The 26,354-nt window shown below is 64.9% G+C and carries 25 protein-coding genes; 13 read left to right on the top strand and 12 right to left on the bottom strand.

What is annotated here, in order from left to right; translation table 11 throughout:
- Positions 1-2: 2 nt before the first annotated feature.
- From AC07PZ_RS28185 to AC07PZ_RS28165, 5 genes are all read right to left on the bottom strand, one after another.
- Positions 3-1,181, bottom strand: coding sequence for an acyl-CoA dehydrogenase family protein (locus AC07PZ_RS28185; RefSeq protein WP_495298473.1), 1,179 nt, complete (start codon positions 1,179-1,181; stop codon positions 3-5).
- Between the two features lie 73 nt (positions 1,182-1,254).
- Positions 1,255-2,034, bottom strand: a complete 780-nt coding sequence (locus AC07PZ_RS28180) for an enoyl-CoA hydratase/isomerase family protein (RefSeq protein ID WP_495298472.1) — start codon at positions 2,032-2,034, stop codon at positions 1,255-1,257.
- On the bottom strand, positions 2,031-3,299 hold the full coding sequence (locus AC07PZ_RS28175) for an acetyl-CoA hydrolase/transferase family protein (protein ID WP_495298471.1): 1,269 nt from the start codon (positions 3,297-3,299) through the stop codon (positions 2,031-2,033). The genes AC07PZ_RS28180 and AC07PZ_RS28175 overlap by 4 nt, the downstream gene beginning before the upstream one ends.
- Before the next feature lie 6 nt (positions 3,300-3,305).
- Positions 3,306-4,286: a tripartite tricarboxylate transporter substrate binding protein gene (locus tag AC07PZ_RS28170; RefSeq protein WP_495298470.1), complete on the bottom strand. Its 981-nt coding sequence runs from the start codon at positions 4,284-4,286 to the stop codon at positions 3,306-3,308.
- A 38-nt stretch (positions 4,287-4,324) separates the two neighbouring features.
- Positions 4,325-5,932 carry an MmgE/PrpD family protein gene (locus tag AC07PZ_RS28165; protein ID WP_495298469.1) on the bottom strand — a complete coding sequence of 536 codons (1,608 nt, stop codon included), beginning with the start codon at positions 5,930-5,932 and terminating at the stop codon, positions 4,325-4,327.
- A gap of 97 nt (positions 5,933-6,029) precedes the next feature.
- Here AC07PZ_RS28165 and AC07PZ_RS28160 point away from each other — a divergent pair, with 97 nt between their 5' ends.
- The 4 genes from AC07PZ_RS28160 to AC07PZ_RS28145 all read left to right on the top strand — a co-directional run bounded on the left by AC07PZ_RS28160 (position 6,030) and on the right by AC07PZ_RS28145 (position 10,084).
- Positions 6,030-6,953: a LysR family transcriptional regulator gene (locus tag AC07PZ_RS28160; RefSeq protein WP_495298468.1), complete on the top strand. Its 924-nt coding sequence runs from the start codon at positions 6,030-6,032 to the stop codon at positions 6,951-6,953.
- 286 nt (positions 6,954-7,239) lie between these two features.
- Positions 7,240-8,679: an aldehyde dehydrogenase family protein gene (locus tag AC07PZ_RS28155; RefSeq protein ID WP_495298467.1), complete on the top strand. Its 1,440-nt coding sequence runs from the start codon at positions 7,240-7,242 to the stop codon at positions 8,677-8,679.
- A gap of 51 nt (positions 8,680-8,730) precedes the next feature.
- Positions 8,731-9,108: a carboxymuconolactone decarboxylase family protein gene (locus AC07PZ_RS28150; RefSeq protein WP_495298466.1), complete on the top strand. Its 378-nt coding sequence runs from the start codon at positions 8,731-8,733 to the stop codon at positions 9,106-9,108.
- A gap of 94 nt (positions 9,109-9,202) precedes the next feature.
- Positions 9,203-10,084, top strand: coding sequence for an N-acyl homoserine lactonase family protein (locus tag AC07PZ_RS28145; protein ID WP_495298465.1), 882 nt, complete (start codon positions 9,203-9,205; stop codon positions 10,082-10,084).
- A 60-nt stretch (positions 10,085-10,144) separates the two neighbouring features.
- On the opposite strand, the gene AC07PZ_RS28140 is transcribed toward AC07PZ_RS28145, so the two are convergent.
- From AC07PZ_RS28140 to AC07PZ_RS28110, 7 genes are all read right to left on the bottom strand, one after another.
- Complete coding sequence (locus AC07PZ_RS28140) at positions 10,145-10,882, bottom strand: ABC transporter ATP-binding protein (RefSeq protein WP_495298464.1); 738 nt, start codon at positions 10,880-10,882, stop codon at positions 10,145-10,147.
- Positions 10,869-11,627 (bottom strand): ABC transporter ATP-binding protein, encoded by a 759-nt coding sequence (locus AC07PZ_RS28135; protein ID WP_495298523.1) that lies wholly within the window; start codon positions 11,625-11,627, stop codon positions 10,869-10,871. The genes AC07PZ_RS28140 and AC07PZ_RS28135 overlap by 14 nt, the downstream gene beginning before the upstream one ends.
- Positions 11,624-12,547 carry a branched-chain amino acid ABC transporter permease gene (locus AC07PZ_RS28130; protein WP_495298463.1) on the bottom strand — a complete coding sequence of 308 codons (924 nt, stop codon included), beginning with the start codon at positions 12,545-12,547 and terminating at the stop codon, positions 11,624-11,626. The genes AC07PZ_RS28135 and AC07PZ_RS28130 overlap by 4 nt, the downstream gene beginning before the upstream one ends.
- A complete protein-coding gene (locus AC07PZ_RS28125; RefSeq protein ID WP_495298462.1) occupies positions 12,544-13,398 on the bottom strand; it encodes a branched-chain amino acid ABC transporter permease in 855 nt (284 codons plus the stop codon). The genes AC07PZ_RS28130 and AC07PZ_RS28125 overlap by 4 nt, the downstream gene beginning before the upstream one ends.
- A 69-nt stretch (positions 13,399-13,467) precedes the next feature.
- Positions 13,468-14,676, bottom strand: coding sequence for an ABC transporter substrate-binding protein (locus AC07PZ_RS28120; RefSeq protein WP_495298461.1), 1,209 nt, complete (start codon positions 14,674-14,676; stop codon positions 13,468-13,470).
- A gap of 60 nt (positions 14,677-14,736) precedes the next feature.
- The gene (locus AC07PZ_RS28115) at positions 14,737-15,498 is read right to left on the bottom strand and encodes an N-acyl homoserine lactonase family protein (RefSeq protein WP_495298460.1); all 762 of its coding nucleotides are present in this window, start codon (positions 15,496-15,498) and stop codon (positions 14,737-14,739) included.
- 113 nt (positions 15,499-15,611) lie between these two features.
- The gene (locus tag AC07PZ_RS28110; RefSeq protein ID WP_495298459.1) at positions 15,612-17,018 is read right to left on the bottom strand and encodes an ABC transporter substrate-binding protein; all 1,407 of its coding nucleotides are present in this window, start codon (positions 17,016-17,018) and stop codon (positions 15,612-15,614) included.
- A 486-nt stretch (positions 17,019-17,504) separates the two neighbouring features.
- Between AC07PZ_RS28110 and AC07PZ_RS28105 the strand changes: the two genes are divergently transcribed.
- From AC07PZ_RS28105 to AC07PZ_RS28065, 9 genes are all read left to right on the top strand, one after another.
- A complete protein-coding gene (locus AC07PZ_RS28105; protein ID WP_495298458.1) occupies positions 17,505-18,407 on the top strand; it encodes an NAD(P)-dependent oxidoreductase in 903 nt (300 codons plus the stop codon).
- Between the two features lie 62 nt (positions 18,408-18,469).
- Positions 18,470-19,444: an SMP-30/gluconolactonase/LRE family protein gene (locus tag AC07PZ_RS28100; RefSeq protein ID WP_495298457.1), complete on the top strand. Its 975-nt coding sequence runs from the start codon at positions 18,470-18,472 to the stop codon at positions 19,442-19,444.
- Between the two features lie 32 nt (positions 19,445-19,476).
- Positions 19,477-20,307 carry an SDR family NAD(P)-dependent oxidoreductase gene (locus AC07PZ_RS28095; protein WP_495298456.1) on the top strand — a complete coding sequence of 277 codons (831 nt, stop codon included), beginning with the start codon at positions 19,477-19,479 and terminating at the stop codon, positions 20,305-20,307.
- Positions 20,308-20,467: 160 nt separating this feature from the next.
- Positions 20,468-21,610 (top strand): alcohol dehydrogenase catalytic domain-containing protein, encoded by a 1,143-nt coding sequence (locus AC07PZ_RS28090; RefSeq protein WP_495298455.1) that lies wholly within the window; start codon positions 20,468-20,470, stop codon positions 21,608-21,610.
- A gap of 153 nt (positions 21,611-21,763) precedes the next feature.
- Positions 21,764-22,972, top strand: a complete 1,209-nt coding sequence (locus tag AC07PZ_RS28085; RefSeq protein WP_495298454.1) for an ABC transporter substrate-binding protein — start codon at positions 21,764-21,766, stop codon at positions 22,970-22,972.
- Entirely contained in the window at positions 22,965-23,735 is a 771-nt protein-coding gene (locus AC07PZ_RS28080) for an ABC transporter ATP-binding protein (protein ID WP_495298453.1), read from the top strand. Before AC07PZ_RS28085 ends, AC07PZ_RS28080 begins: the two co-directional genes overlap by 8 nt.
- On the top strand, positions 23,728-24,468 hold the full coding sequence (locus AC07PZ_RS28075) for an ABC transporter ATP-binding protein (RefSeq protein WP_495298452.1): 741 nt from the start codon (positions 23,728-23,730) through the stop codon (positions 24,466-24,468). The genes AC07PZ_RS28080 and AC07PZ_RS28075 overlap by 8 nt, the downstream gene beginning before the upstream one ends.
- A 4-nt stretch (positions 24,469-24,472) precedes the next feature.
- Entirely contained in the window at positions 24,473-25,360 is an 888-nt protein-coding gene (locus AC07PZ_RS28070; protein WP_495298451.1) for a branched-chain amino acid ABC transporter permease, read from the top strand.
- Positions 25,357-26,352: a branched-chain amino acid ABC transporter permease gene (locus tag AC07PZ_RS28065; protein ID WP_495298450.1), complete on the top strand. Its 996-nt coding sequence runs from the start codon at positions 25,357-25,359 to the stop codon at positions 26,350-26,352. The genes AC07PZ_RS28070 and AC07PZ_RS28065 overlap by 4 nt, the downstream gene beginning before the upstream one ends.
- Positions 26,353-26,354 lie beyond the last annotated feature (2 nt).

The raw sequence follows: 26,354 nt of genomic DNA, 5'->3' as shown, positions 1-26,354 counted from the left end.
GATCAGAACGTGCCCTGCGACAGGAAGCCGTCGACTGGGTCGAAGTCTGCAACCAGCTTCCTGCCCACGAGATCCTTCAACGCTTCGGTCGCGCCGCCGCCCAGCGTACCGTAGCGCACGCCGCGGTAGATGCGCGAGATCGGATAGTCGTCAGTGAAGCCGTAACCGCCGTGCACCTGCAGCGCTTCGTTCGTCACCCGGATCGCCATCTCGTTGACGAACATCTTGGCGATGGCTGCGTCGTGGGGATCGGGAAAAGGATTGGCCGTGAGGCAGGCGCGGTACAACAGGCTGCGGCCGGCCTCGATGTCGCGGTACATCTCGGCGAGCTTCCACTGGATGCCCTGGAACTCAGAGACCGGATTGCCGCGGATCGTGCGCTCGCGCACATAGCTGATGGCTTCCTCGAATGCGGCCTCCGCCATGCCGAGCGATACGCTGGGGTTGAGGCAACGCTGGGTGTTGAATGCCGCCATGAGTTTCTTGAGGCCGCCCTCGTGCAAGACCACGTTCTCGGCCGGCACCTCACAGTTGTTGAACTGGATCTCGGCCAGATACTCTCCACCCATGGTGTGGTAGCGCGCTGTCACTTCGAAGCCCGGCGTATGCCGGTTCACGAGCACGCAGCCGATACCTTGACGTCCAGGTGTGCCGTTGATGCGGGTGAAGACCACAAACCATTCCGCTTCGTTCGCGCGGCTGATCAGCGTCTTCACGCCATTCACCACAGCGCGATCGCCGTTGATGACAGTGTTGGTCTTGTAGTTTGGGACATCGGTACCGGCATGCGGCTCCGTCATGCAGACGGCCAGGTGGGCTTCGCCTGAGCACACCTTGGGCAGGATGTCGCGCTTCATGCTTTCCGGCGCGTAGGTGCTGATCACGCGGACTTGCACGCCGACCATGCCCATCAGCGCCATGGCGGTGGCGTAGCAATGCTTCGCGACCTCTTCCATGACCAGTGCCGTCTCGAACACGCGGAAGTTCGAGCCCCCGTACTCTTCAGGAACCGACATGCCCAGTACGCCGATCCTGGCCAGGGCGTTGAGGTTGTCCCAGGGGTAAGTGCCATCCAGGTACTTGATGGAATTTCCCTTGAAGTCCATGTCCTTGGCCAGGGTGCGGACGGTGCCGATCAAGGCGCGTTGTTCTTCTGTGAGGAGGAGTCTTTCGGTGCTCATGCTGTGGTTCCTTGGGTGAACGGAGAACGCCTGTTGGCGTGGGGATTCGAAGTGGCTGAAGCGTGTGGTGACATCACGCGACGCCGGTGAAACGGGGCGGTCGCCGTTCCGCGAAGGCCGCGAGGCCCTCCGCGTAGTCGTCCGACCCGAGGATGGCGGGCAGCGCTTGACGCTCCAGCGCGAGGCCGTCGGCCAGCGGGCGCTCGATGCCCTGGTGAACCAGCCGTTTGATGGCTGCCATGGCAGGTGCCGAGCGGCTGGCCAGCAGTTGAGCGAAGGCCAGTGCCCGCGCATCGAGCGCTTCGGGCACCACGACCTCGTTGACCAGGCCGATGCCGAGTGCGAAGTCACTGGTAACGGGCTCGCCGGACAACATCAGGTGCAGCGCGCGGCTGGCTCCGATCAGGCGCGGCAGCCGTTGTGTGCCGCCCGCGCCGGGGAAGGCGCCGACGCGGCTCTCGGTCAGGCCCAGCGTGATGCCGGAGGAGGCGATGCGAAGGTCGCAGCCCAGCGCGAGCTCGAGGCCGCCGCCCAGCGCAAGTCCGTTGAGCACTGCGACGGTCACGCAGCGCATGCCGGCCACGGCGTTCACTGCGGCATTGATGCCTGCGTTGTGCGCCATGCGGGCTGCGAGATCCATGCCCTTGCGTTCCTTGAGGTCGGCGCCGGCGCAGAAGGCTCGGCCGCTGCCGCGCAGCAGCAGCACGCGCGCTTGCTGCGCAACGGCATCGGCCACGGCCTGCTGCAGTGCGGCGACAGTGGCGACGCCCAGCGCGTTCATGCGTTCCGGGCGTTCCAGCCGGATCTGGAAGACGCCGGCACCGAGCGCATCGAGAAATAGGTCCTGGCTCATACACGCTCCCTGGCTTCGCCGGACGCGGCGCGCAGCAGCGCGTCCCGATGATCGGGGTGCGCGATGGCCGCCAGACGGCGGGCACGCTCCTGCAGCGAGACGCCGCGCAGATGCGCCACACCATGCTCGGTCACGATCACGTCAACGTCGCTTCGCGCAGTGGTGACCGGGCGATCGCCCAGGCTTGCGACGATGCGTGAATGCTTTCCGTCTGGCGTGGTCGACGGAAACGCGAGGATCGACCTTCCACCGGTCGACGCCACGCCGCCGCGCACGAAGTCCACTTGGCCGCCGACGGCGCCAAGGTAGCGTCCACCCGCAACCTCTGCGTTGGCCTGCCCCGTCAGATCGATCTCGATCGCCGAATTGATGGTGTGAAAGCGCGACAGCGACGCCGTAACGCCGATGTGGTGGGTGTATTCCGCGCTACGCAGTTCGACCGCGCGAGAGCGCACCGCGAAGTCGCGCAGGCGCTGCGTGCCGAACAAGCCGCCGGTGACGGTGCGGCCGCCGTCGCGCCCCTTGTGTGCGTTGGTGACCACGCCCTGTTCGACCAGATCGACCAACACGTCGGACACCACACCGCTGTGAACGCCGAGTTCGCGGTGCCCCGACAGCGCGCGGGCCACCGCCACCGGCAGCGTGCCGACGCCGAGCTGTACGGTGGCCCGGTTGGGCACCAGCGCGGCCACCTGCCGGGCAACCTCCGTCTCCACGGCTGTTGGCTCCGGGTCGGGCATGTCGATCAGGCGCTCGTCGCTCTCCACGAGCAGGTCGATGTCGGCCGCGTCGACCATCGCGTCGCCGCCCAGTGCGGGCAGGGCGGGATTGAGCAGCGCGATCACCAGTCTCGCCTGCTGGATCAAGGCCTGGGTGAAGTCACAGATGATGCCGAGCGTGAAGCTGCCGTCCGGCAGCGGCCGGACCTGGATCAGCACGACATCCGCGCGGATCACACCATCGCGCAAAAGCGACGGGAGCATGCTCACATGGCTTGGGTAGAGTTCGGCCAGCGCGGTAACGCGCCGGCTTCCGCCCGCGCCGTTGAGCGCACGAAAGCTGAAGCGGTCGGCCAGTTCCGGGCGCAGCGTGGCCGATGCACTCAGGCCGAACAGCAGTGCGGTCGGCGCCAGTTCTGCGCGCTGGGCCACCAGCGCCTCCGTCAGCGCCAGGGGCTCGCCGGGGCCTTGTGGCCAGCCGACCACATCGTGCGCCTTCAGATGATCGGCCATGCGCAGCCGGTCCAGGGTAATCGTCTTGAGCATGTCAGTTCATTCCGTCTCGATGTGGAGGTTTTTCGTCAGCTGCGTCCAGCGCGCGAAGTCGTCGCGGACCAGCGTGCCGAACGCTTCGGGCGAGCCAGGCTTCGCGGTGGCGGCTTCGCGCGCCAGCAATGCGATGACGTCGGGCAGACGCAGCACCGCATTGAGATCGTCGTTCAGCCGCTTCACGACCGGTGCCGGTAGCCGTGCCGGTCCGACCAGCCCCCACCACACTTCGAGCTGGAAGCCGGGCAACCCCGCCTCGGCCGTGGTCGGGATGTCGGGTGCTAGCGGGGAGCGCTGCGTGCTGGTCACAGCCAGTCCGCGCATCGCGCCGGCACGGATCTGCGGCACGGCCGACGCGAGGCTTGGCAGCAGCATCTGCAGGTTGCCGGCCATCAGGTCGGTGAAGGCGAGCGAGATACCCTTGTAAGGAACGTGCAGCAGCTCGATCTTTGCCTCGGAGGCGAACAGCTCTGTGCCCAAGTGGTTGAGCCCGCCGATGCCTGCCGAGCCGTAGCCGATGCTGCGCGGCTTGGCGCGCGCGAGGTCGATCAGCTCGCGCAGCGACTTCGCCTTGACCTCGTTCGCGACGACGATGACGAAGGGGCCGGCGCCGATTTCGCCGATCGGCGCGAGATCCTTGATCGGGTCGTAGCTGAGCTTCTTGCCGATCGACGCATTGGTCGTGATGGAGCTCGATGCGAAAAGCAGCGTATAGCCATCCGCAGGCGAGCGCACGACGACGTCCGTGCCGATGGTGCCGCCCGCGCCACCGCGGTTGTCCACCACGATGGGTTGGCCGAGCCGCTCGCCCAGTTTTACGGCAATCAAGCGAGCGATGTTGTCGTTGCTGCCGCCAGGCGCGAAAGGCACGATGAGTTTGATGGGCCTGTCGGGCCAGGTCGCCTGTGCCGCGAGGCAGGGTGCTAGTACAGCTGCAGCGCAGGCCGCGATCGCGAGCCTTCGTATCGAGCGGATGAAGGTCATTTAGTTGTCTCCTTGATATGTGTTCGCGTCCACCGGCTTCACTGGCCGGGTCGCAGCGCATCGATCAGCCGACGGGCGTCGTCCAGCGTCTCGAGGCCGTCGACCATTCGGCGCAGTCGTGCGGGTGCGTCGTCCCCCAGTGGCAGGGCGGCGGCATGGAAGCAGTCAGCGGCCTTGGCGTCAAGCGTGGCAGCCGGCATCGGGTTGTCGGGGTGACCCAGCGGCAGGTCCACCTGCAGGGCATGGACCGTGCCGTCGAGCATTTCGATCTGCATCGACGCCGGGGAGACGCTGCGACCCCAGTCGCGTTCGATGTGCTCGTCCACGTGAGGATCGACGCGCTGCGCGAGTGCCAGGATGTCGGGGCGAGTGATCGAGCGCGCATCGAAATGGCTCAGCAGCACTGCGCCGTCGATCAGCGCAGCGGCGACGGTGTAGGGCAGGCTGAACTGCGCATGCACGACGGAGCGCGGTGTCTTGCGAACCTCGATCGGTGTGCACACAGCTTGATGTGCCTGGTGGTTTACGCCCACGCGCACCTGCCGGATCTGGTCGGCCTGTATGCCGTGCCGCACGCGCAGTGCGAGCGCCGCGTCGATGCCACTGTGGTTCAGCCGGCAGCATGGGTAGGGCTTGTAGCTCAGGCGGGTGAACTCGTAGCGTTCGCCGAGTCCGTCACGCAGCGCGTGGCGATCGCAGCGATCGTGCAGGTATACGCGCAGGAAGCCGTCGGCGCCTTCGAAAGTTGCCTGCGTACCGCGCACGCCGCGGCGTGCCATCTGCACAGACACCAGCGCGGACTGTGCAGCGAAACCGGGCTGCATGCGTTTGGTGAGTGCGCCATCGCGTGTGACCTGATGGTTTCCCGCCACCTGCGAGTACGCGATGCCGATCGCGTTGACCATCTGCGCTTCGTCGAGCTCGAGCACGCGGCCCGCGGCCACGGTCGCCGCGAAGTGGCCGAACAGCGGGGTGTACATGTAGCCGCTCTCGACGATTCCGATCTGCGTTGCCACACCGATCCGGCACATCGTCTCCAGGCCAGCGGCGACCGCGGCAATGAAGTTCGCTCCGCTCACACCGCCGCGTAACTCTGCGGCGGCCAGCGCGGCGGGCACCACCGACACGCCAGCATGCAGCACTGCGGCGTCGTGCGTGTCGTCGTAGTCGCGTGCATGGGCCATCGTGCCGTTGACCCAGGCCGCATGGTGGGCTGGCACCTTGTCGCCGAAGACAAGCGTCGAAGCCTGCGCCGTGCCGCCCCATTCGATCGCGAGTCCGCGGAGTTCCGCCGCGCCCGCAGCGCTGGAGCCCGCGGCTGCACAGGTCAGCGTGTCCAGCACATTCATCTGTGCGGCCGCGATCACATTCGCCGGAAGCAGTTCGAGGGAAATACCGCATGCGAAGCGGGCGAGGATCGCTGCAAAATCTTCCCCGTGTGCAGCGTCGCTTGCGACGCCGCCGACGGAACTTCCGGAACTGATCCCGGTTCCATCAAGGCTGTTGGACGCTACCATTTGTTGTCTCCGGTTTTCGAGGTTGCCCTTGGGTCGCCTCGAACCAGCCAGGTGCTGGATCTCTGTGTATGGGGTCAGTGTAGGAAGCAGCGATACGTGGGGTCCATGGCTTTTTTCAGGACGCCGCATGCTCGATTCGCGAACGATCCCATGTGGCGTGCAGGCACCCGCTCGCTGCCACCGTCCCGGTTGCGGAGCGTTTCAAACCGGTTCAACAGGAAACACCATGCTGATCGATCTCGTCCAACTGCGGACCTTCGTTGCAGTGGCGGAGGAGCAGCATCTGACGCGCGCCGCCGAGCGTCTGCATGTCAGCCAGTCCGCTGCCAGCGCTCATGTGCGCGCGGTCGAAGAGAGTCTCGGAACGCAGCTCTTCGTCCGCACCAATCGCAGCCTGGAGCTGACCCGAGCGGGTCAGCTGTTGCTGGTCAAGGCAAAGGCATTGCTCAACGAGGCCACGCTCTTCACCTCCTTCGCGCGCGAAATCCACGGCAAGATCGAGGGCAACCTGGTCATCGGCTCGACCAGCGACCCGGCATCGAGCCGTATCGGTGAAGTGGTCGCCGTGCTGCGCGCGGGGCATCCGCTCATCAACGTCGACCTGCGGGCGCGGCCTTCCCATGGCGCGCAGGAAGGTCTGAAGACCGGCGAGTTCGACGTGGGGCTGCTGCTGGGACGGCCGACCAACCCGGGCTTTACCTACTACCAGGTGAACACCATCCCGTTCCGTGTCGCGGGGCCCATTGCGTGGAAGGAGCGCATCGAAAGCGCGAACTGGGCGGAGTTGGCCAGCATGCCGTGGATATGCCCGACCGGCAGCAGCCTGGCTTACTCGGCCATGCTGCGCGAACTCTTCGATGAGCGCGGGCTTGAGCTCAATGCCGTCGCGCGATTCGACAACGCGACGCTCGGGCGAGCCATGCTCGAGGCCGGCGTCGGACTCATGCTGATGCGAGAGGAGCACGTCAAGCCGGGGTTGGAGCGTGGCCTGCTCGCGGTGTCGCCCATCGCGCATGCCGATTACCCGCTCTTCATGGCCCATGTGGCCAGTCGTCGCAACGACCCCCTGATCGGCGCCTTCGTCGCGGCTGCCACCCAGGTCTGGCCCCATATGGTCATCACGCCTGCGCACGGCGCGCTGCAGACCTGAGCGGGTGCAAGTGGACGCGCCCGTTGGCGCATTCGGAAATCGTGGACACCGAGTCCCGAAAATAGCCATGGACCGGCGGCAGCCGTGATTCCTACACTGCCTCGCAACAAGAACACATGGCCTCGCGCAGTGCATGCGCGTTCCGTGATTGCGAGACAAGAAACATGACCATCGCACGCATCTGCGCCAGCCGCCCGCTGCCGGCGGCACGCACCATCCTCCGCTTTCCGCACCGCGCTTCGTGACGCGTGCGCGCCATCCGCATCTCATTCAGGAATCCACGCATATGAACCAGCAGAACAGCAGGCCCGAGCCCGAACGCATCCGCATGTACATCGGCGGCCAGTGGCGCGACGCGGAACAGTCCCAGGAAGTCCGCGACCCCTACCGAGGCGGCGTCGTCGCCCATGCGCCGGTGTCGACTCTCCGCGACTGCGAAGACGCGATCGAGGCGGCTCGCAAGGCCAGCAAGACCATGGCTGACATGCCTGGCCATGAGCGTGCCGCCATGCTGCGCCGCGCCGCCGATGCGGTTAGCGCCCGCGCCGAAGACATTGCATTGGCCATGACACGCGAGACCGGCAAGGCCCTGCGCGACTCACGCGTGGAAGCGCAGCGCTCGTCGGAGCTGCTCAGGCTTTGCGCGGAAGAAGCTGTGCGAATCCAGGGCGAGCACATACCGATGGATGCGAGTGCCGTCGGTGCCGGCAAGATCGCGATGCTGATGCGCTTCCCGGTCGGCGTGGTGGCAGCCATCACGCCCTTCAACGGACCTGTGAATCTGGCCATCCACAAGCTCGGTCCGGCGCTGGCCGCGGGCAACAGTGTGGTGCTCAAGCCGTCGCCAAAGGCCCCGCTCTGCGTACACAAGCTGATCGAGGCGGTGCTGGAGGCCGGTATACCCGTCGGTGCCATCAACACCCTCTATGGCGACGTGGTGGCACCGCAGCTCGTGAGTGACCGACGCATCGACTTCGTGAGCTTCACCGGGTCGATTCCAGTCGGCAAGAAGATCCGCGATGCGGTCGGCATGAAGCGCGTTGCGCTCGAACTCGGCGGCGTGGGCCCGACGTTCGTGCACCGGGACGCCGATGTCGCCGCAGCCGCCAAGGCCTGTGCACGCAATGCCGTGGCGCTCGCTGGCCAGAGCTGCGTGTCCGTGCAGAACGTCTTCGTCCACAAGGCGGTGCATGACGGCTTTGTCGAGGCGGTCTGCCGCGAGATGGACACGATCCGCTTCGGTGATCCGATGGATGCGACTACCGAGGTCGGCACGCTGATCGACGAGCAGGCGGCGCTGCGCGTCGAAGGCATGATCGCGCGCGCCATCGGTGGCGGTGCGCGCACACTGCGCGGCGGTGAGCGCAATGGCGCGCAGCTGGCCGGCACTATCCTGACCGACGTGCGGCCAGACATGGACGTGGTCTGCGAGGAGATCTTCGGGCCGGCCATGACCATACAGTCCTACGAGGACGTGGCTCCGCTGTTCCAGTCGATCAGCGACAGCCCGTACGGCCTGCAGTGCGGCATCTACACCAATTCGCTCGACCTGGCGCTGTCTGCCATCAAGACGATCCGCACAGGCGGCGTGATCGTCAACGGCACGTCGCGCTGGCGCTCGGATCAGATGCCCTACGGCGGCGTGAAGGACAGCGGCATGGGGCGCGAAGGCCCGAAGTTCTCGATTCGAGACATGACGGAGGAACGCCTGTTCGTGCTGAACTGAGCGAGTGCACGCCATCCGCCACCGATACTTCAACTGGACATGGAGACTGAAATGGATACCAAGGAAACCGGCCGCCAGATCATGCGCGAACTCATGGGCGCAGCGTATCTCGAGTCGAAGGACAAGAAGCAGAATTCGTTCAACGCCGTACTCAACGCCTACTCGGAGGAAGTGTGCTTTGGGAGGGTGTGGGCTCGCAACGGAATCGACCGCAAGCTGCGAAGCATCCTCAACATCGCGATGCTCACCGCGCTCAATCGTCCATCCCAGCTGCGCGTCCATCTGGAAGGTGCGCTCAACAATGGCTGCACGGTCGACGAGCTGCAGGACATTCTCCTGCAGACCGCCGTGTACTGCGGCCTGCCCGCCGCCGGCGAGGCCTTCCGTGTGGCGGAAGAGGTGCTGAAGGAACGCAAGCTCATCGATTGAACGCGTCGCGGATGCGGGTTGAATCCCGTGCTGCTCGGGTCCGGTCGCGGTGCGGACGGACACGCCGCGAAGTGCCACACGGAACTCACTGACTATGGCCGACATGCCCGTGCTGCCGGACGCGGGGTCGCTCGCCGATGGCGTCTACCAGGTCTTTTCGTTGCGCTATGCGAGGCTCGCGCGCAATGCACGCCAGAACCTGCTGGCCCGCGACGTTCACGACGGGCCGATGCCGCTCGACTACAACATCTGGATTCTGCGCAACGCGCACCGTACGGTGCTGGTCGACACCGGCTTCGGCCAGCGCGCGGCGGCTCAGCGCGGCAGGCCGCTGCTCGTCGATCCCATCGATGCGTTGTCCCGCGTCGGAATCGACCCGGACGCGATCGAGGATATCGTCATCACACATCTTCACTACGACCATGCCGGCAACATGGACCGCTTCGGCAAGGCTCGCTTTCATCTTCAGCAGGCCGAGATCGGATTCGCGACCGGACGTTGCATGTGCGACCAACACCAGCGTGCACCTTTCGACGTCGAAGACGTGGTGACCTTCATCCGTCACACGTTCGCAGATCGCGTGCGCTTCCATGACGGCGACGCGGCACCGTTGCCGGGGATCAGCCTGCACGTACTGCCCGGCCACACACCGGGCATGCAGGCCGTCCGGGTGGTCACACCGCGCGGTCCCGTCGTGCTGGCTTCTGACATCAGCCACTTCTACGCCAACTTCCTGCGGCGCGAGTCTTTCGTCGGGACGGTCGACCTGGGCGAGGCCCTGCGGTCGTACGACGGATTGATGGCCATCGCCGGCGCCGTTGAGCGCATCGTCCCTGGCCACGATCCGAAGGTGCGCGACCTCTATCCGGGTCATGTGGTCGGCGGCATCGAGCTTACGGCGCTGCACGAGGTGCCGAAGCCGCACGATCTCGCGGAACTGGCCAGCCTCGCGAACTTCCGGCAGGTCTACGACTGAGTCGCCGTCAGTGATGTCGGCGGGGCGGGTTGTGCCGGTCGGCACCCCCGTCACCGCCAGCTATGCCGCGACGGTCTGTGCCTCGGCCGATGCACCCAGATACGCGCCCTGCACCTTGTCGCTCAGCAGCAGATCGGCACTCGTTCCCTCCAACGTCACCGAACCGGTCTCCAGCACGAAGGCATGGTCCGAGATCTTCAGCGCCAGCTTGGCGTTCTGCTCGACGATGACGACCGTGACACCCTCCCGGTTGATCCGCTGGACGAGTCGCGCAACCTCGAGGATCAGCTTGGGTGCGAGCCCCAGCGTCGGCTCGTCGAGCATCAGAATGCGCGGTTGGCTGATCAGTGCCCGCGCGATCGCAACCATCTGCTGCTCGCCACCGGACAGGCTTGAAGCGACCTGGTTGCGCCGTTCGGCAACGCGCGGAAAGGCATCGTGCAGCAGTTCAAGTCGCTGGCGGAACTGAGCCTTGTCGCGCATCCGGTAGGCCCCCATCCGGATGTTCTCGTACACCGTGAGGTCGGGAAACAGCCGTCGGCCTTCCGGACACAGCACGATGCCGCGGTCCAGCCGTTCGTGCGTCCGCAGGCTGGAAATATCCTGGCCTTCGAGGCGTACCGTGCCGCTGCTCTGGCGCACCAAGCCAGCCATCGTTTTCAGCAGCGTCGACTTGCCCGCGCCGTTCGCACCGATCACCGCCACGACGCGCTTCTCGGGCACCCTGATTGAAACGTCGCGCAGCGCATGCACACCGCCGTAGTCGACGCAGAGCCCATCGGTTTCAAGCAAATTCATAGTCTTCTCCCAGATAGGCGTCTATGACGGCAGCATCCGCCTTCACGGCTGCCGGCGTGCCAAGCGCGATCGGCTTGCCCTGGTTGATCACCAGGATGCGGTCGCAGATGCCCATGACGAGCGGCATGTCGTGCTCCACCAGCAACACGGTCATCCCAAGTTCGTCGCGCAGCTTGCGGATGAGCGCGCCAGCTTCTTTCTTCTCGGATGGGTTGAGCCCTGCGGCGGGCTCGTCCATCAGCAGCAGCTTGGGCTCGGCCATCATGGCCATGCCGATGCCCAGGATCTTCTGTAGTCCGTAGGAGAGGCTGCCTGCCGGCACGTCCAGCAGCTCGGCCAGACCGATGAAGCGGGCGACCTCGTGCAAGTCCGTCCCGCCGCGCTTGCGGCGGTTGGTGAAGTAGCTGAACGGATCATGCCGGCGCGCCATCACGTCGGCACGGCGCAGGTTCTCGGCGACTGACTGCTGGTCGAACACGTGGACGGCCTGGAAGGTCCGCGCGATGCCGCGCCGCCCGATCGCATCGCTGGATTCGCCGGAGATGTCCTGTCCTTCGAACATCGCGGTCCCCGCGCTGGGCGGAAAGTGGCCGGCGATCACGTTGAAGAGCGTCGTCTTGCCGGCGCCGTTGGGACCGATGATGCCGAAGATTTCGGCCTTCTTCACGGTGAAGGAAACGTCCGAGACGGCCGTCAGTCCGCCGAAGCGGCGGGTCAGTCGCTGAACCTCGAGCAGGTTGCTCATCGCGTGGTTCTCCTGGGACGGTCGATTAGCGACACGAGTCCCTGCTTGATGAAGATGAGGAAGACGATCAGGCACAGCCCGTAGATCAGAAGCTGGTACTGACGGGCGTCGCGCAGCAGCTCCGGCAGCGGTACCACGACGATGGCGCCGAGCAGCGGGCCGAGCACCGAGCTGACCCCGCCGATCGCGTTGATGACGATGAGGTCGACCGATGCGCGAAAGCCGAACGGGTCGGGTGAAAGGAAGCCGATGTAGAAGGCATATATGCCGCCACTGATCCCTGCCAGGAACGCGCTGAACGTGAAGGCTGCGATACGCCAGGAGAGCGCGTTGGAGCCTAGCGAACGGCTCAGCATCTCGTCCTCGTTGAGCGACTGGAAGATCGCGCCGATGTCCGAGCGCTCGATCGCCCGCATCGCCGCGAATGCGAGCGCCGCGAAGAAGAGCGCCAGCACGTAGTACTGGCTCACCTGCGTCAGTCGCATGCCCAACAGCGAGAATTTCGGAATGCCGTACAGGCCGCTGTTGCCACCGAAGAGCGACGTCCACTCCTGGAAGACCAGGTTGATGATCTGACCGAATGCATAGGTCAGCAGCACGAAGTACACGCCCTTGGTTCGCAAGAAGACCCGGCCTGCCAAGGTGGCGAGCCCCGCCGCGAGCAGGGCGCTGGCCAGGAGCGCCAGCACCGGAGGCACGCCAAGGCGCATGGTGAGCAGCGCGCTACCGTAAGCGCCCAGGCCCATGAAGGCGGGCTGTGCCAGCGAGAGCTGGCCGATGCGCATCATCAGGTTCAGGCCGAGGGCCATCGGAATCATGATGGCAATCATCGTGGTGATGTGAAACACGTAGCGGCTGTCGAATGCCCACGGCGCCAGCGCCAGCACGGCGATCCCGGCGAAGATGATGGCCGACTTCATCGCACACTCCTTCCCATGAGGCCGTTAGGTCGCATCACCACGACCATCAGCACGATCACGAAGGATGCGATCAGCGCGGCAGTGGAATCGAGCAGCGTCGCGAGAACGGACTCGCTCAGCCCCATGAGCAACCCGCCCAGCATGGCGCCGGGCACGCTGCCCAGGCCGCCGAGGATCACCACGACGAAGGCCTTCAGCATGGGCAGCTCACCCATGTACGGCCCGATCGTGTAGACAGGCGCCATCAGCCCGCCTGCCAGCCCGGCGAGCAAGCATGCGATGCCGAACGCGGAGGCATAGATTGAGCCGGATTCGACACCCATCAGACTCGACGTCTCCGGGTCCTGCGCAACGGCCTGCATCGCCAAGCCGAGCCGCGAGAACTTCAGGAAGAGATAGAAGGCCGCGAGGATGATCAGCGCTGAGAGCGCGACGATGGTACGGTCCCACGGCACCACGGCATTCCCGAGGTTCCACGTGCCGGAGAATGGACGCGACATCGTCTGCTCTGCCGGTCCGTATGCGAGCAATGCGAGCGACTGCAGGATGATGCCGATCGCCAGCGACATGATCATGCCCGGGAGCTCCTCGCCGACGAGCGGTCGGAACAGCGCACGCTCAACCACGACCCCCAGCACCGCGCACAGAAGGCCACCGGCCGCGACCGCGACGAAGAAGGGCCACCCGAGCGCGCCGAAGAGAAAAAGCACGATCACCGCACCCAGCATGTAGAACTCGCCGTGGGCGAAGTTGACGATACGCATGATGCCGAAGATCAGCGTAAAGCCCAGCGCCATGATGACGTAGATGAGGCCCGCGAGGAGGCCGTTGACGACTATCTGTTCGACCATGTCGATCCTTGTGATGTGGCCCAGCCAGGCCCGGCCCTTGCGCGCCGTGCAGTGGCGGAGCGTGAGTGATCAGTTGACCTTGCCGACGACGACCGGCTGGCCGTTCTTGATCTCGCCGACGTACGTGACCGACATGACCTGCTGGTTCGCGCCGATCGTCGACTTGCCGCCGAGCGTGAGCATGTCGCCCTGTACGGACTTCATCGGCAGCGCCTTGGCGAAGCTCGCGGCCACCTTGGCCGTGTCGTTCACATCGCCAGCTCGCTGGATCGCCTGCAAGAGGACATTGACGCCGTCGTACAGTGACCCCAGCATCTCGTTGGGCTCCTGCCCGACAGACTTCCTGTAGGCCGCCGCAACCCTGCGATAGCCATCGTTTGTCGGATCGATATAGAGCATGCTGATCATCCCCTCGGAGGCTGCAGGGCCGGCTGCTGCGACGATCTCCTTAGGACCCGCGCCGCCGGTCTTGATGAACAGGCCTTTGTAGCCCAGCTCCCGTGCCTGCCGGATCATCAGACCGGCGGTCGCCGGAGGCGTGCTGCCGAGGTCGATCACGTCCGGCTTCATGCCAATGATCTTGGTGAAGACCGGCTGGAAGTCCTTTTGCGAACGCTCGTAGAGATCGTTGCCGAGCACCTCGTAGCCGTTTTCCTTGTAGACGCTGCCGCTCAGCTTGGCCTGATCCCAACCCGTTTCGTCATTGGGATTGAGCACAGCGATGCGCGAGCCCTTGTAGTGGTTCTTGATCCACGGAATCAGCGAACTCACATAGTCGACCGGCGCATTGACCACACGGAACATGTACTTCGTGTTCGCGTCGAATGCCTTGCCGGTGGCGGCCGCCGTGAGCGCGACGACCTTGTCGTCCTCGACGTTCTGCTTCAGTGCCATTGCCGCTGGCGAGGTGTGGACGATCATGTACTTCACGCCGTCCTGATTGACCAATCGGTTGTAGGCCGCGACCGAGTCCGCGGCCTTGTACTGGTCGTCGTAGGCGACGACCTCAATGCGGTATTTCTTGGTTCCCACCTGCAGCCCGCCGTTGGCGTTGAGTTCCGCAGCAAGGATCTTGGGGGCTTCTGCGGCGGCCATCCCCCAGGGTGCGCCACCGCCGGTGAGCGGTGCGATGACGCCGATCTTGAGCGTCTGCGCGTGGACGGCCGTGAGCAGGCCCGCCGACAGCGCGAGGCTGAGTGCCGGGCCGCGCGAGCGGATGGCGAGCGCTGCTGCGGTCGTCCGAATCTCATGAGCAATGGAATGGGGCGTCGACTTCATGGTTGTCTCCTGGTAGGTATATGCCCCAGCCCGCCTGTCTGCGCAGGCATGGCTGGCGCGTCATTGAAAGTTGTCGATCCGCGAGAGTTCGAGGACATCGTGTGGCCGGGGCGGCTCGTGCAGCGCGAGCAGCTCGATGCCGTTGATTCGCTGCGTCGGATAGAGCGAGCGCAGCTTGGGGTCGTGACCCGGAATCACCCTGTCCAACGAGCCGGCGAGCGCCAGCAGCCGGTCGTAGGACCGAAGCGTCGCCTCGGTATCGCTGGTCCACGCGAAAGGTGCACGCCGCAGCAGGTTGGCGAAGTAGTGGGTGACGTCGGACGCCAGCACGATCGGCCCGCGCGGCGTCATCACCTTCACCGCCTGCATTCCCGTGCTGTGACCCGGCAGCAGATGCAGGCTGATCCCTGGCAGAAGGTCCGCGTCGCCGGCATACAGGCAGGCGCGGTCGGCGTAGGTGTGCCGCACCAGCGTCACGATGTCTTCGATGTGGAAGGCGAGGCGGGGCTTGCGCTCGCACATGCAGCGCCCGGTGGCGAAAGTGATTTCCGCTTCCTGCACGTGGAAGCGCGCCTTGGCGAACCGGTCCATGTTGCCGGCGTGGTCGTAGTGCAGGTGGCTGATGATCACGTCTTCGATCGCGTCGGGATCTATCCCCATGCGCGACAAGGCCTCGACCGGATCGAAGTCGAGTGGCTTGTCGCGCTCGACGGCAATCGGCTGCGCAAAGCCGGTGTCGACCAGTACCGTGCGGTGCGCATTGCGCAGGATCCAGACGTTGTAGTCCAGCGGCATGGGACCGTCGTGTACATCGCGATCCATGAAGTTGTCATGTACGCGCCGTGTCCGACCCCGTGCAAAGCAGAGCGAGAAGACCTGATAGATGCCTTCGCCGCCGCTATTGATGGCCGGCAGGGCTGCCGTGCCTGGCGTGCTCATCTGACCTTCCCGACAGAGACAGCCTTGCCATCCCTGATGACGCCGATGTAGTCCACCGTGAGGATCTGTCGATCGACGCCAGAGGTTGCCTTGCCGCCCAGGGTGAGGGTGTCGCCCTGCACCGATTGCATCGGCAGCGCCTGGGCGAATGCGGCGGCGACCTTGGTCGTGTCGCGCACGTCGCCGGCTTTCTGGATGGCGCGCAGCAGCACGTTTGTCGCGTCGTAGAACGGAACGATGATCTCGTTGGGCTCCTGACCAATGGCCTTGCGGTACTCGGCAGCGATCTGCTTGTAGCCGTCGTTGCCCGGATCGACATAGAGCAGGTTGACCATGCCCTCGGCCGCCTCCTTGCCCGCGGCGGCGACGATCTCCTTGGGACTCGGCCCCGAACTCTTGACGAACAGCCCCTTGTATCCCAGCTCGCGACCCTGGCGAACCAGCACCCCGGCCGTCGCCGGAGCCGTGCTGCCGAGATCGATGATGTCGGGTTTCATGCCGATGATCTTTGTCAGCAGCGGCTGAAAGTCCTTCTGCGCGCGCTCGAAGAGCTCTCGGCCAACCACGTCGAAGCCCGCTTTGCGGTACAGGCCCTCGCACAGCTGGTTCTGGTCCAGACCTGCCTCGTCATTCGGATTGAGCACGACGATGCGTCTTTCCTTGACGTTGGCCCTCAGCCATTGCGCGAAGCCGGGAACATAGTCCACCGGATTGCTGAACAGGCGGAACATGTACTTCGTCTTGGCGTCGACCGCGAAGGGCGTGATGCCCGAGGTGAGCGCGACCACCTGGTCGTCCTCCACGCTTTGCTTCAGTGCCATGGTGGACGGCGAACTCATGAGGATCAGGTAGCGCACGTCGTCCTGCTTCACCAGGCGCTGGTACGCTGCCACTGCGTCGGTAGCCTTGTACTGGTCGTCATAAGCGACCACGTCGACCATGTATTTTTTGCCCGCGACCTCGAGGCCGCCTTTGGCATTGACTTCGGCGGCAAGGATCTTCGCGCCTTGCTGCGCCGCGAGCCCCCACGGTGCGCCCGGTCCGGTCAACGCGGCGATCACGCCGATCTTGAGCGTCTGGGCGCCCGCGCCGGCCGCGAGACCCGCAGACAGCACGAGCCCCAGCAGAGAGGATCTCAACCGGCGCGAGGCATGCGGGTGGGTGGTCGCAGGACGGGCCTGCTTCGAGATTTCTGGTGTCATCTTTGTCTCCATGGTGGTCCGCAGGCGGTGTCGCCGCCCGTCGGTTTGGCCGTCTTCGGCCCTGGCACGACGGCGTTTCCGCCGTCCTTCGAAACTGGTTGAACCGGTGATCCTCCGGGTCAGCCTTCGGCAGTCCTGCCGAAGCCCTCCCGAGGAACAAGGCTCGACAACATGCGCCGGAAGCCACCGCTCGCCGCCCATTCGAGTGCGATCAGGCGCGACAACACGGCCGCGGCCGCCTTGGTGATGCTGTATGCACCGGATCGCGGTCCTCCAGATCGAGTCCGTCGTCCATGACCTGGCCCCGGCGAAGAGCAGTGGGACGGGCGGAGCGTTCAGGCCTGACCTGCAGGCAATGAGCGTCGCGATCGCGTGGCCCGAAAGATGCGGTGTTCATGTCTGTCTCCTGGTTGTTGCCAGGGCCCATCGCCAGCTGGGTGGCGACGCCTGTGCGTTCTTGTTGCGGCGCAGTTTAGGAAGCGCGTTGGCGACGCGTCCATGGCCTTTTTCGGGAGCCGGTGTGCAGGTTTTGCGAACGGTGCAGCACGGTCCGGTGCGCATCGGCATCGTTCGGGAATCAAGGAGGCGGCGTGCTGAAAAACGCCATGGACCCTTCCGCGGGACGCTTCCTACACTGCCGACAAAACCGATGCGAACTGACGCGCGGCAACAATGATGGAGACAGACATGAACATCGGATATGTGGGCCTCGGCAACATGGGCGGCGCCCTGGCCAGGAGGCTCCAACTGCAGCACACGCTGTGCGTCTACGACCGGGACGCGGCCGCCGTGCAGCGGCTGGTCGACGCTGGCGCGAGAGCCTGCGCCGGCGTGCGCGAGCTCGCCGCGCAATGCGACACCATCCTGCTGTGCCTGCCCACTTCGAACCACGTGCGCGCGGTGATCTTCGGGGACGAAGGCATCGTCAGCACGGCCCGTGCCGGTACGCTGATCGTGGACCAGACGACGGGCGATCCGACCGTGACCCGTGCCATGGCTGCAGAACTCGTTGAGCACGGATTGACGCTGATCGATGCACCTGTGAGCGGTGGCCCCCAGGGCGCCGATGCCGGCACCATCGCCATCATGGTCGGCGCGACGCAGGCGCAGTACGAGCGAATCCAGCCGGTGCTGCAAGCCATCAGCCCGAACATCCTGCGCGCGGGGGAGATCGGTGCCGGGCATGTCGCCAAGCTGGTCAACAACCTGCTCGCCGCCGGACAACGTCTGTTCAGTCTCGAAGCTGTAGCGCTCGCGGTGAAGAACGGCATCGAGCCGCAGCGGGCCGTGGAGATCATCCTGTCGGGCTCCGGCCGCAACTTTTTCGTCGAACGCTTCATGAGCTCGCATATCCTGACCGGCCAACTCTCCTCGGGCTTTACCGTGGGTCTGCTGCACAAGGACCTGCGTCTGGCTTGTCAGCTCGGCGTCGACTCCGGGGTCACGATGCTCTTCGGCAACCTGGTCAAGGAGTTCTATCAGATGGCGATCAATCAGATGGGCCCGGAGCTGCAGGTCAATGCGGTGGCATTGCTGGTTGACCGACTGGCGGGCACGCAGATGGTCCCGCCGGTAGCCGCAGCGACCTGACGCTGCGCCGACCCGGCGTCGCGGCATTGCTCCGCGCAACGATCCCCATGAAAAGGAACCCCATGCGATCCAGAGCCCTGGGCGTGAGTGCCGATGCGGCGCTGCGCCCGACACGCGCAACGCGCGGTCTGTCGCCGATTCCCGCGAGTGAACGCGACCTGCCGACCGTGACGGCCGAGCCGTACTTCAAGGTTTCCGATGCGGCGCTCGGCCTCGAGGGCCCCGCATACGACCGAAGCGGCAATCTCCTGTTCGTCGACACCTTCGGCGGGCGGGTGCTGTGCCTGTCGCAGGCCTGCGTCCTGACGACGCTCCATACCGACCCCACGCTGCGCCCTGCGGGTATCGCGATCCACAAGGACGGTCGCGTCTTCGTGGCGGGTGTCGGCGACTTCTCCAGCGGCAGCGTGATCGCGATCGACCCCGCCAGCGGCCACGTGCAGACCATCGTGCCAGCCAGCGCCGGCTACCTGCCCGACGACCTCGTCTTCGACAGTGCCGGCGGCTTCTACTTCACCGACTTCAAAGGCACGTCGACGGATCCGGCCGGCGGTGTCTTTCACGTCTCGGCGGACTTCCGCGCCATCACTGCGGTGTTGCCTCGGATGTGCGCTGCCAATGGCGTGGCGCTCAGCCCCGACGGCAAGGTGCTCTGGGCCACCGAGTTTTCTGCAGGGCGGCTGCACCGCGTCGAGCTTCAGGACGCCGTCACCCTTGCGCATTTCGGCTCTTCGGTGCCTTACCACTTCATCGGGCGAGCGCCTGACTCGATGCGTGCCGATGCCGAAGGCAACGTATACGTCGCGATGTTCCACCAGGGGCGCGTACTCGCCTTCAGTCCCTACGGCGTTCCCATCGGCCAGATCCTGCTGCCGGGTCGCGACGACAACCATTTCCTCAAAAGCACCAGCCTGGCATTTGTCCCGGGCTCGCGCGATGTGGTGATCGTTGCGCGCGACGAACTGGGCGGACGCGGCTCACTGATTTTTCGCGCGCAAGCGCTGGCGGAAGGGGCGACGCTGTTCTCGCATCAGTGACGCCCGACCGACAACTTCAACAAGGAACTTTCATGGATACGAAGAAGGAAGCGGATGCGTGGCTGGGTCTCGCCGGCCGCGTCTGCGTGGTCACCGGTGGTGGCAGTGGCATTGGCGCGGGTACGGCACGGGAGCTGGCCGGGCATGGCGCGCAAGTGGCGGTGCTCGACCGCGATGCCGACAGTGCTGCAGCTGTCGCCGCAGATATCGAGCGCGATGGCGGACGTGCAATCGGCTTGGCCGCAGACGTGACGGACGTCAATGCCATCGCTTCCGCGGCGCAAAAGGTGACGGAGTTGCTGGGGCCATGCCAGGTGCTGGTCAACAACGCCGCGTTGGTCGGCTATGCAGGTCCGCTGATGGACACTGACCTCGGGCGGTGGGACCGCATGTTCGCGGTCAATGTCACCGGCGCGTTGATCTGCACGCGTGCTTTCGGACGGCAGATGATCGATGCAGGGCAGGGCGGGAGCATCGTCAACGTGGCCTCCATTTGCGGGCACCTGCCGCTCGCAGAGGGCGGCGTCTACAGCGTGAGCAAGGCGGGCCTGCTCATGATGACACGCATGCTCTCGCTGGAACTGGCCGCGCACCGCATCCGCTGCAACTCGGTGTCGCCAGGGCTGGTGCGAACGCCGGCGACCGAGGTGGCCTATGGCGACGCAGAGGTCGGCGAGGCACGTCGACGCATGGTGCCGGTGGGCAAGGTGGCGGACGCCGTCGACCTCGCGAATGTGATTGCGTTCCTGGCGAGCGATCGTTCTGGATACGTCGACGGGCAGGACATTCTGGTCGACGGCGCGTTGAGCCAGACGCTGATGAGTTTCGTGCCCAAGCCGTCGAAGCCGATGCGCACCTCATGAGCCGCACGGCATTCGCGAAACGAGATCACGGATTCCCGAAAACAACCATGGACGCGATCGCCTCGCATTTTCTAGACTGTCTCTCGACGATGGATCATCGCCATCGTGAGCTACAGGTGAATGGCGCTTCCGGCGCCGACGACATCAAAGGAGACACAACATGTTGAGAATGACCGCAGCCGTCATGTACGAACAAGGCATGGCAGCGCCCTATGCCCAGAGCCAGCCTTTCAGGATCGAGGAAGTGGACCTCGACGGACCGGGCGAGGGTGAGGTGCTGGTCGAGGTCCGCGGGGCGGGGCTCTGCCACTCCGACCTCTCGGTCGTGGAGGGCTTGCGCAAGCGCCCGCTGCCCATCGTGGGCGGCCACGAAGGCGCGGGCATCGTGCGCGAAGTGGGCCGTGGTGTCACCGGGCTGAAGCCCGGCGATCACGTGGCAATGGCCGGTGTCGCCGGCTGCGGCAAATGCCGCACCTGCCTGGCCGGCCGGCCAGGTGTGTGCCAGGCCGTCAGCGGTGCGCGTGCCGAGGGCATGCTTGCCACCGGCGCACGGCGGCTGCAACTGACTGACGGCGGCCGACTCAACCATTACAGTGGCATCTCGGTCTATGCGCAGTACGCGGTGGTGGCGCCGCAGTCGCTCATCAAGATCGATGCGGGCGTGCCCTTCGACGTGGCTGCATTGTTCGGATGCGCGGTGGTGACTGGTGCAGGCGCCGTGTTCAACAGCGCCAAGGTCCGCCCTGGCGCTTCAGTGGCCATCATCGGCCTGGGCGGCGTCGGTCTCACTGCGGTGATGGCGGCCCGCGAGGCCGGTGCCGCGCAGATCATCGGCATCGACGTACTACCAGGGAAGTTCGACCTGGCACGCGCCGTAGGTGCCACGACCTGTCTCGATGCACGCGACCCGACGGTGGTGCAGCAGGTGCTCGACATGAGCAACGGCGGCGTCGACCACGCGTTCGAGATCTCGGGTCATCTGTCGGCGCTCGAAATGGCGCAGTCAATCACCGTGCGCGGCGGCGAAGTCATCGGCGTCGGGGTCGGAAAGTCCAGCGCGACCTTCAGCGTGCCGCACCTGAACTGGGTCTGCGAAGAGCGCGTGTTGCGCGGCTCCTTCCTCGGTGGCGGCGTACCGCAGGAGGACATTCCGAAGTACGTCGACATGTACCTTCGCGGGCGACTGCCCGTGGACAAGCTGCGCAGCGAGCACATCGGCTTCGACCGCTTGAACGAAGGTTTCGACCTTCTCCACGGCGGTGGTGTGGTGCGCCAGATCCTGCTGCCGCACGGCGTTCTCTAACGCCAGCCTGCCAGGTTCTCCCGACACCCTGAATTCCCCCGGGCGGCCGAAGCCGCCCGTCCGCCGACCGCCCGTGTGGTGGCCGGCAGCGCCTGGGCGCGCGCATGTTGTTCCATTCACGAGAGACAGCAGCCAACCATACGGAGACAGATCATGCAAAGAAGAGACTTGCTCAAGACGATTTCGGGCGGGGCTGCAGCCCTGGCCCTCCCAGGGCTCGCGCTCAGCCAGACCCGGCCGGTGAAGATCGGACAGTTGACCGACTACACCGGTATCTACCGTGACACCAACGGCCCCGGCGAGGAGTTCGCGATCCAGATGGCGATCAAGGACTTCAACAACGGCACGGTGTTGGGCCGCCCCATCGAGCAGATCATGGGCGACAACCTCAACAAGGCGGACGTGGCGATCGACATTGCCAAGCGCTGGATCGACGTCGACAAGATCGACATGCTGATTCCCAGTGGGTCCAGCGTGGCCGCATTGGCGGCGCATTCGCTGGCCCGTGAGCGCGGGGTGATCACCAACGTCACAGCCGCTGCGGCAATGAATTTCACCGAACAGGACTGCTCTCCGCTCGGCTTTCACTGGCAAGTCGACTCCTACGCATTCCCGCGCTCGTCGGTGCTGGCGTCAGGCGCCAACGCCAAGAAGAAATGGTTCTTCGTGAGTCTGGACAACGTGTTCGGAAACACGGCGACTCCAGTGTCCATCGCCGCAGTCAAGGAGGCCGGCGGTCAGGTGGTCGGCACGGTAAAGCATCCGCTGAACACCACCGACTTTGCGTCCTTCATCGCGCAGGCGCAGGCATCACGTGCGGATGTGGTTTCCTTCGTGAGCGCTGGAACCGACCTCATGCGCGCATTGAAGCAGGCGCGCGAGTTCGGTGTCTGGGCCTCAGGACAGTTCGTGGTCGCACCGATCCTGCAGTTCCCGGACATCGTGGCCGCTGGCGTTGATGTCGCGCAGGGTATGCGCTGCGCGGACGCGTTCTATTGGAATGCCAATGACGCGTCGCGTGCGTTCGCCAAACGGTTCCAGGACAAGATGGGACGCCCGCCAGGCGGAACCTTCGCGCAGGCCTACGTCGCGGTGACGCATTACCTTCAGGCGGTGGAGGCAGTCAAGTCGACCGATGCCAAGGCAGTCGCCGCGCGTATGCGCTCTCAGCCAATCACGACGCAGTTCTGGACAAATTCTTCCATCCGTCCCAACGGCCGCGTTGTGTATGACCTGAGCGTGATGCAGATCAAGACCCCCGCGCAGTCCAAGGGCAAGTTCGATGTCGCCGACGTGGTCGACAAGTTAGCCGGCGATCAGGTGTTCAGGCCGCTGGCACAGACGGAGTGCAAGTTTGTCTAGCGTCTCTGTAGAGACGGTGCTCTCGGCGACGAATCTCACGAAGAGCTTCCGTGGGTTCACCGCCGTCAACGACGTGTCACTGCGTGTGCGCAAGGGCACGATCCATGCGCTGATCGGTCCCAACGGGGCGGGCAAGACGACAACGTTCAACCTGCTCACGAAGTTCCTGCAACCAACCAGCGGCAGGATCGAGTTCTTGGGGAGAGACATCACGAAGGAACAGCCCGCCGAAATAGCGCGCCGAGGGCTGGTCCGCTCGTTCCAGATCTCCGCGGTATTCCCGCACATGACCGTCCTCGAAAACGTCCGCGTCGCAGTGCAGAAGCGCAACGGCGACTGGCTGAACTTCCTGGCGTCGAAGCGACGCAACAGCCAGTACGACGAGGAGGCCTTCCGGCTGCTGGGCACGGTCGGCCTCGACAACTACGCGGGCCATCTTGCAACCGACCTGTCGTATGGCCGCAAGCGCACCCTGGAGTTGGCAACGACCCTGGCGCTCGAACCGCAGCTGCTGCTGCTCGACGAACCGATGGCGGGCATGGCACACGAGGACATTGATCGTGTGGCCGAGATCATCCGAGCCATCGGCCGCACTCGCACCATTCTGATGGTGGAACACAACCTCAGCGTGGTGTCTTCGCTGTGCACGCATGTCACTGTGCTCGCGCGCGGCAGCGTGCTGGCAGAAGGCGACTACAAGACCGTCGCTGCGGACCCTCGAGTCATCGAGGCCTATATTGGAACGAGTCCCGCGCATGTCTGAACACAACGAATCCGGCGAGGCAGGAACTGCCGGCGCGCCACTGCTGGCGGTGCGCGAACTGTTCGCGGGCTATGGGGAAGACGAAGTGCTGCACGGCATTTCGTTCGATGTACAACCGGGCGAGGTGGTGACGCTTGTCGGACGCAACGGCGCGGGCAAGTCAACCATCATGCGCTCCGTCATGGGCATTCTTCCGAGGCGCAAGGGTTCAGTCGCCTTCAAGGGGCGCGAGACCATCAAGCTACCGCCGGAAGGCATTGCGCGGCTCGGCGTCGGCTATGTGCCGGAGGAACGGGGAATCTTCTCCAAGTTGTCGGTGGAGGAGAACCTGCATCTCCCGACGGTTGTCGGCCCGGATCCGATGCCGGTCACCGAGATATTCGAGCTATTCCCCAACCTGAAGGAGCGTCTACGCAGCCAGGGCACCAAGCTCTCGGGTGGCGAGCAGCAAATGCTGGCGATTGCCCGCGTGCTGCGCACGGGTGCGCGCTTCCTGCTGCTGGACGAGCCGACGGAAGGGCTGGCGCCGGTGATCGTGCAGCAGATCGGCCGCACCATCGGCGCGCTCAAGGGGGCGGGTTTTACGATCCTGCTCGTCGAGCAGAACGTGCATTTCGCGTCCACCGTGACCGACCGTTACTTCGTGATCGAGGAGGGTCATGTCGTGGACCGACTCCCTCGGCTCGCGACGGCCGATGCCGTGGCCCGGCTCGATCGCTACCTGGGGATCTGACGCCATGCACATCTTCGACATACCTGTGCAGGCATGGGCGGGCCAGCTGCTGATCGGCCTTATCAACGGCTCGTTCTACGCGATTCTGAGCCTGGGCCTCGCGGTCATCTTCGGGCTGCTGAACATCGTGAACTTCGCGCATGGCGCGTTCTACATGATGGGGGCCATGGGCGCCTGGATGCTGGGCGACTACCTCGGGCTCGGATTCTGGGCGTCGTTGGTGATCGCGCCGCTCGCAGTCGGCGTGCTCGGCGTCGTGCTGGAGCGCCTGTTCATCTCGCGGCTCTACCAGCTCGACCACAGCTACTCGATGCTGCTGACCTACGGCATGACGCTGATGCTGGAGTCGCTGTTCCGAAACGCGTACGGCTCATCCGGCATGCCCTACAGCGCGCCAGAAGGCCTGACGGGTGGCACCAACCTCGGTGTGATCTTCATGCCGAACTACCGGCTCTGGGTGATCGGTGCATCGCTGGCGGTATGCCTCGCGACGTGGCTGCTCATCGAGAAAACACGCCTTGGTGCCTACCTGCGCGCCGCAACCGAGAACGCGACGTTGGTGCGAGCGCTGGGCATCAACGTGCCGCGCCTGCTCACACTGACTTACGGCTGTGGCGTAGGGCTGGCCGCCCTCGCCGGCGTCTTTGCCGCCCCGATCTACGGAGCCAGCCCGTCCATGGGGTCGGACCTGCTCATCGTGGTGTTCGCGGTGGTCGCGATTGGCGGCATGGGCTCGATCTTCGGCTCCATCGTCACCGGGCTTGCGCTAGGCCTCACGGAGGGCGTGACCAAGGTCATCTACCCGGAGGCCTCAACCACGGTCGTCTTCGTGATCATGATCATCGTTCTGCTCGTCAAGCCGACGGGCCTCTTTGGGGAGTCTCGCCAATGACCGTCAACGCTCGATCCGAGTCCGGCAAGTTGCCGCCACCGCGCGCCATGGAGGCACTTGCCGCGCCGGGCAAGGTCAGGGGGATTGCGCTGGGCGTGCTCGTACTCTGCCTGGTGCTTGCGCCGTTCGGGGTCCATCCCGACTTTCTGATGAAAGCAATGTGCTTCGCCATCTTTGCGTGCGCCTTCAACCTGCTGCTTGGCTACGTCGGCCTGCTGTCCTTCGGTCACGCGGCCTTCTTCGGTCTGGCCAGCTATGTGTCGGCGCATGCCGCAAAGAGTTGGGGCCTCACGCCCGAGCTGGCCATCCTCCTTGGGACAGGGGCTGGCACGCTGCTGGGCGCCCTGTTCGGGTTCATTGCGATCAGGCGGCAGGGTATCTACTTCGCCACCATCACGCTGGCGCTGGCACAGCTGCTCTACTTCGTCTGCGTGCAGGCACCGAGCTTTACCGGTGGCGAGGACGGCATCCACAGCGTCCCGCGCGGAGCGCTTTTCGGTGTGATCAGCCTGGAAAGCGATTTCACGCTGTACGCTTTCGTGGCCGTTGTGTTCATCGCATCGATGCTGCTGATCTTCCGCATCATCGATTCACCCTTCGGCCAGGTATTGCGGGCAATCCGTGACAACGAGGCGCGCGCGATCTCGCTTGGCTTCCGCGTCAATACCTACAAGCTCATCGCCTTCACCTTGTCGGCCGGGCTCGCGGGGCTGGCGGGTGCACTCAAAGCGATCGTGGTGCAAGTGGCGTCGTTGACTGATGTCTACTGGGCGATGTCGGGCGAGCCCATCGTGATGACGCTCGTCGGCGGGCTGGGCACCGTCATGGGGCCAGCGGTCGGCGCCATCGTGTTCATGGGGCTGCAGACCTACCTCACAGGCCTGCGTTCATGGGTGCTGTTCGTTCAGGGCGCGGTCTTCTTCGTCTGCGTGCTCTACTTTCGCTCCGGTGTCATCGGACTGCTACCGGCGCGCCTGCGCAAATGGTTGTAGAG

This window comes from Variovorax sp. GW821-FHT10B04, from assembly GCF_059415645.1.
The sequence above is the reverse complement of the archived record's forward strand: the minus strand, read 5'-3'. Positions and strand labels throughout refer to the sequence as shown.

Excerpts from the sequence above, each read along its gene's own strand:
- AC07PZ_RS28185 (WP_495298473.1), bottom strand. The coding sequence starts at position 1,181 with ATGAGCACCGAAAGACTCCTCCTCACAGAAGAACAACGCGCCTTGATC.
- AC07PZ_RS28180 (WP_495298472.1), bottom strand. The coding sequence starts at position 2,034 with ATGAGCCAGGACCTATTTCTCGATGCGCTCGGTGCCGGCGTCTTCCAG.
- AC07PZ_RS28175 (WP_495298471.1), bottom strand. The coding sequence starts at position 3,299 with ATGCTCAAGACGATTACCCTGGACCGGCTGCGCATGGCCGATCATCTG.
- AC07PZ_RS28170 (WP_495298470.1), bottom strand. The coding sequence starts at position 4,286 with ATGACCTTCATCCGCTCGATACGAAGGCTCGCGATCGCGGCCTGCGCT.
- AC07PZ_RS28165 (WP_495298469.1), bottom strand. The coding sequence starts at position 5,932 with ATGCGGCGTCCTGAAAAAAGCCATGGACCCCACGTATCGCTGCTTCCT.
- AC07PZ_RS28160 (WP_495298468.1), top strand. The coding sequence starts at position 6,030 with ATGCTGATCGATCTCGTCCAACTGCGGACCTTCGTTGCAGTGGCGGAG.
- AC07PZ_RS28155 (WP_495298467.1), top strand. The coding sequence starts at position 7,240 with ATGAACCAGCAGAACAGCAGGCCCGAGCCCGAACGCATCCGCATGTAC.
- AC07PZ_RS28150 (WP_495298466.1), top strand. The coding sequence starts at position 8,731 with ATGGATACCAAGGAAACCGGCCGCCAGATCATGCGCGAACTCATGGGC.
- AC07PZ_RS28145 (WP_495298465.1), top strand. The coding sequence starts at position 9,203 with ATGGCCGACATGCCCGTGCTGCCGGACGCGGGGTCGCTCGCCGATGGC.
- AC07PZ_RS28140 (WP_495298464.1), bottom strand. The coding sequence starts at position 10,882 with ATGAATTTGCTTGAAACCGATGGGCTCTGCGTCGACTACGGCGGTGTG.
- AC07PZ_RS28135 (WP_495298523.1), bottom strand. The coding sequence starts at position 11,627 with ATGAGCAACCTGCTCGAGGTTCAGCGACTGACCCGCCGCTTCGGCGGA.
- AC07PZ_RS28130 (WP_495298463.1), bottom strand. The coding sequence starts at position 12,547 with ATGAAGTCGGCCATCATCTTCGCCGGGATCGCCGTGCTGGCGCTGGCG.
- AC07PZ_RS28125 (WP_495298462.1), bottom strand. The coding sequence starts at position 13,398 with ATGGTCGAACAGATAGTCGTCAACGGCCTCCTCGCGGGCCTCATCTAC.
- AC07PZ_RS28120 (WP_495298461.1), bottom strand. The coding sequence starts at position 14,676 with ATGAAGTCGACGCCCCATTCCATTGCTCATGAGATTCGGACGACCGCA.
- AC07PZ_RS28115 (WP_495298460.1), bottom strand. The coding sequence starts at position 15,498 with ATGGATCGCGATGTACACGACGGTCCCATGCCGCTGGACTACAACGTC.
- AC07PZ_RS28110 (WP_495298459.1), bottom strand. The coding sequence starts at position 17,018 with ATGGGCGGCGAGCGGTGGCTTCCGGCGCATGTTGTCGAGCCTTGTTCC.
- AC07PZ_RS28105 (WP_495298458.1), top strand. The coding sequence starts at position 17,505 with ATGAACATCGGATATGTGGGCCTCGGCAACATGGGCGGCGCCCTGGCC.
- AC07PZ_RS28100 (WP_495298457.1), top strand. The coding sequence starts at position 18,470 with ATGCGATCCAGAGCCCTGGGCGTGAGTGCCGATGCGGCGCTGCGCCCG.
- AC07PZ_RS28095 (WP_495298456.1), top strand. The coding sequence starts at position 19,477 with ATGGATACGAAGAAGGAAGCGGATGCGTGGCTGGGTCTCGCCGGCCGC.
- AC07PZ_RS28090 (WP_495298455.1), top strand. The coding sequence starts at position 20,468 with ATGTTGAGAATGACCGCAGCCGTCATGTACGAACAAGGCATGGCAGCG.
- AC07PZ_RS28085 (WP_495298454.1), top strand. The coding sequence starts at position 21,764 with ATGCAAAGAAGAGACTTGCTCAAGACGATTTCGGGCGGGGCTGCAGCC.
- AC07PZ_RS28075 (WP_495298452.1), top strand. The coding sequence starts at position 23,728 with ATGTCTGAACACAACGAATCCGGCGAGGCAGGAACTGCCGGCGCGCCA.
- AC07PZ_RS28070 (WP_495298451.1), top strand. The coding sequence starts at position 24,473 with ATGCACATCTTCGACATACCTGTGCAGGCATGGGCGGGCCAGCTGCTG.
- AC07PZ_RS28065 (WP_495298450.1), top strand. The coding sequence starts at position 25,357 with ATGACCGTCAACGCTCGATCCGAGTCCGGCAAGTTGCCGCCACCGCGC.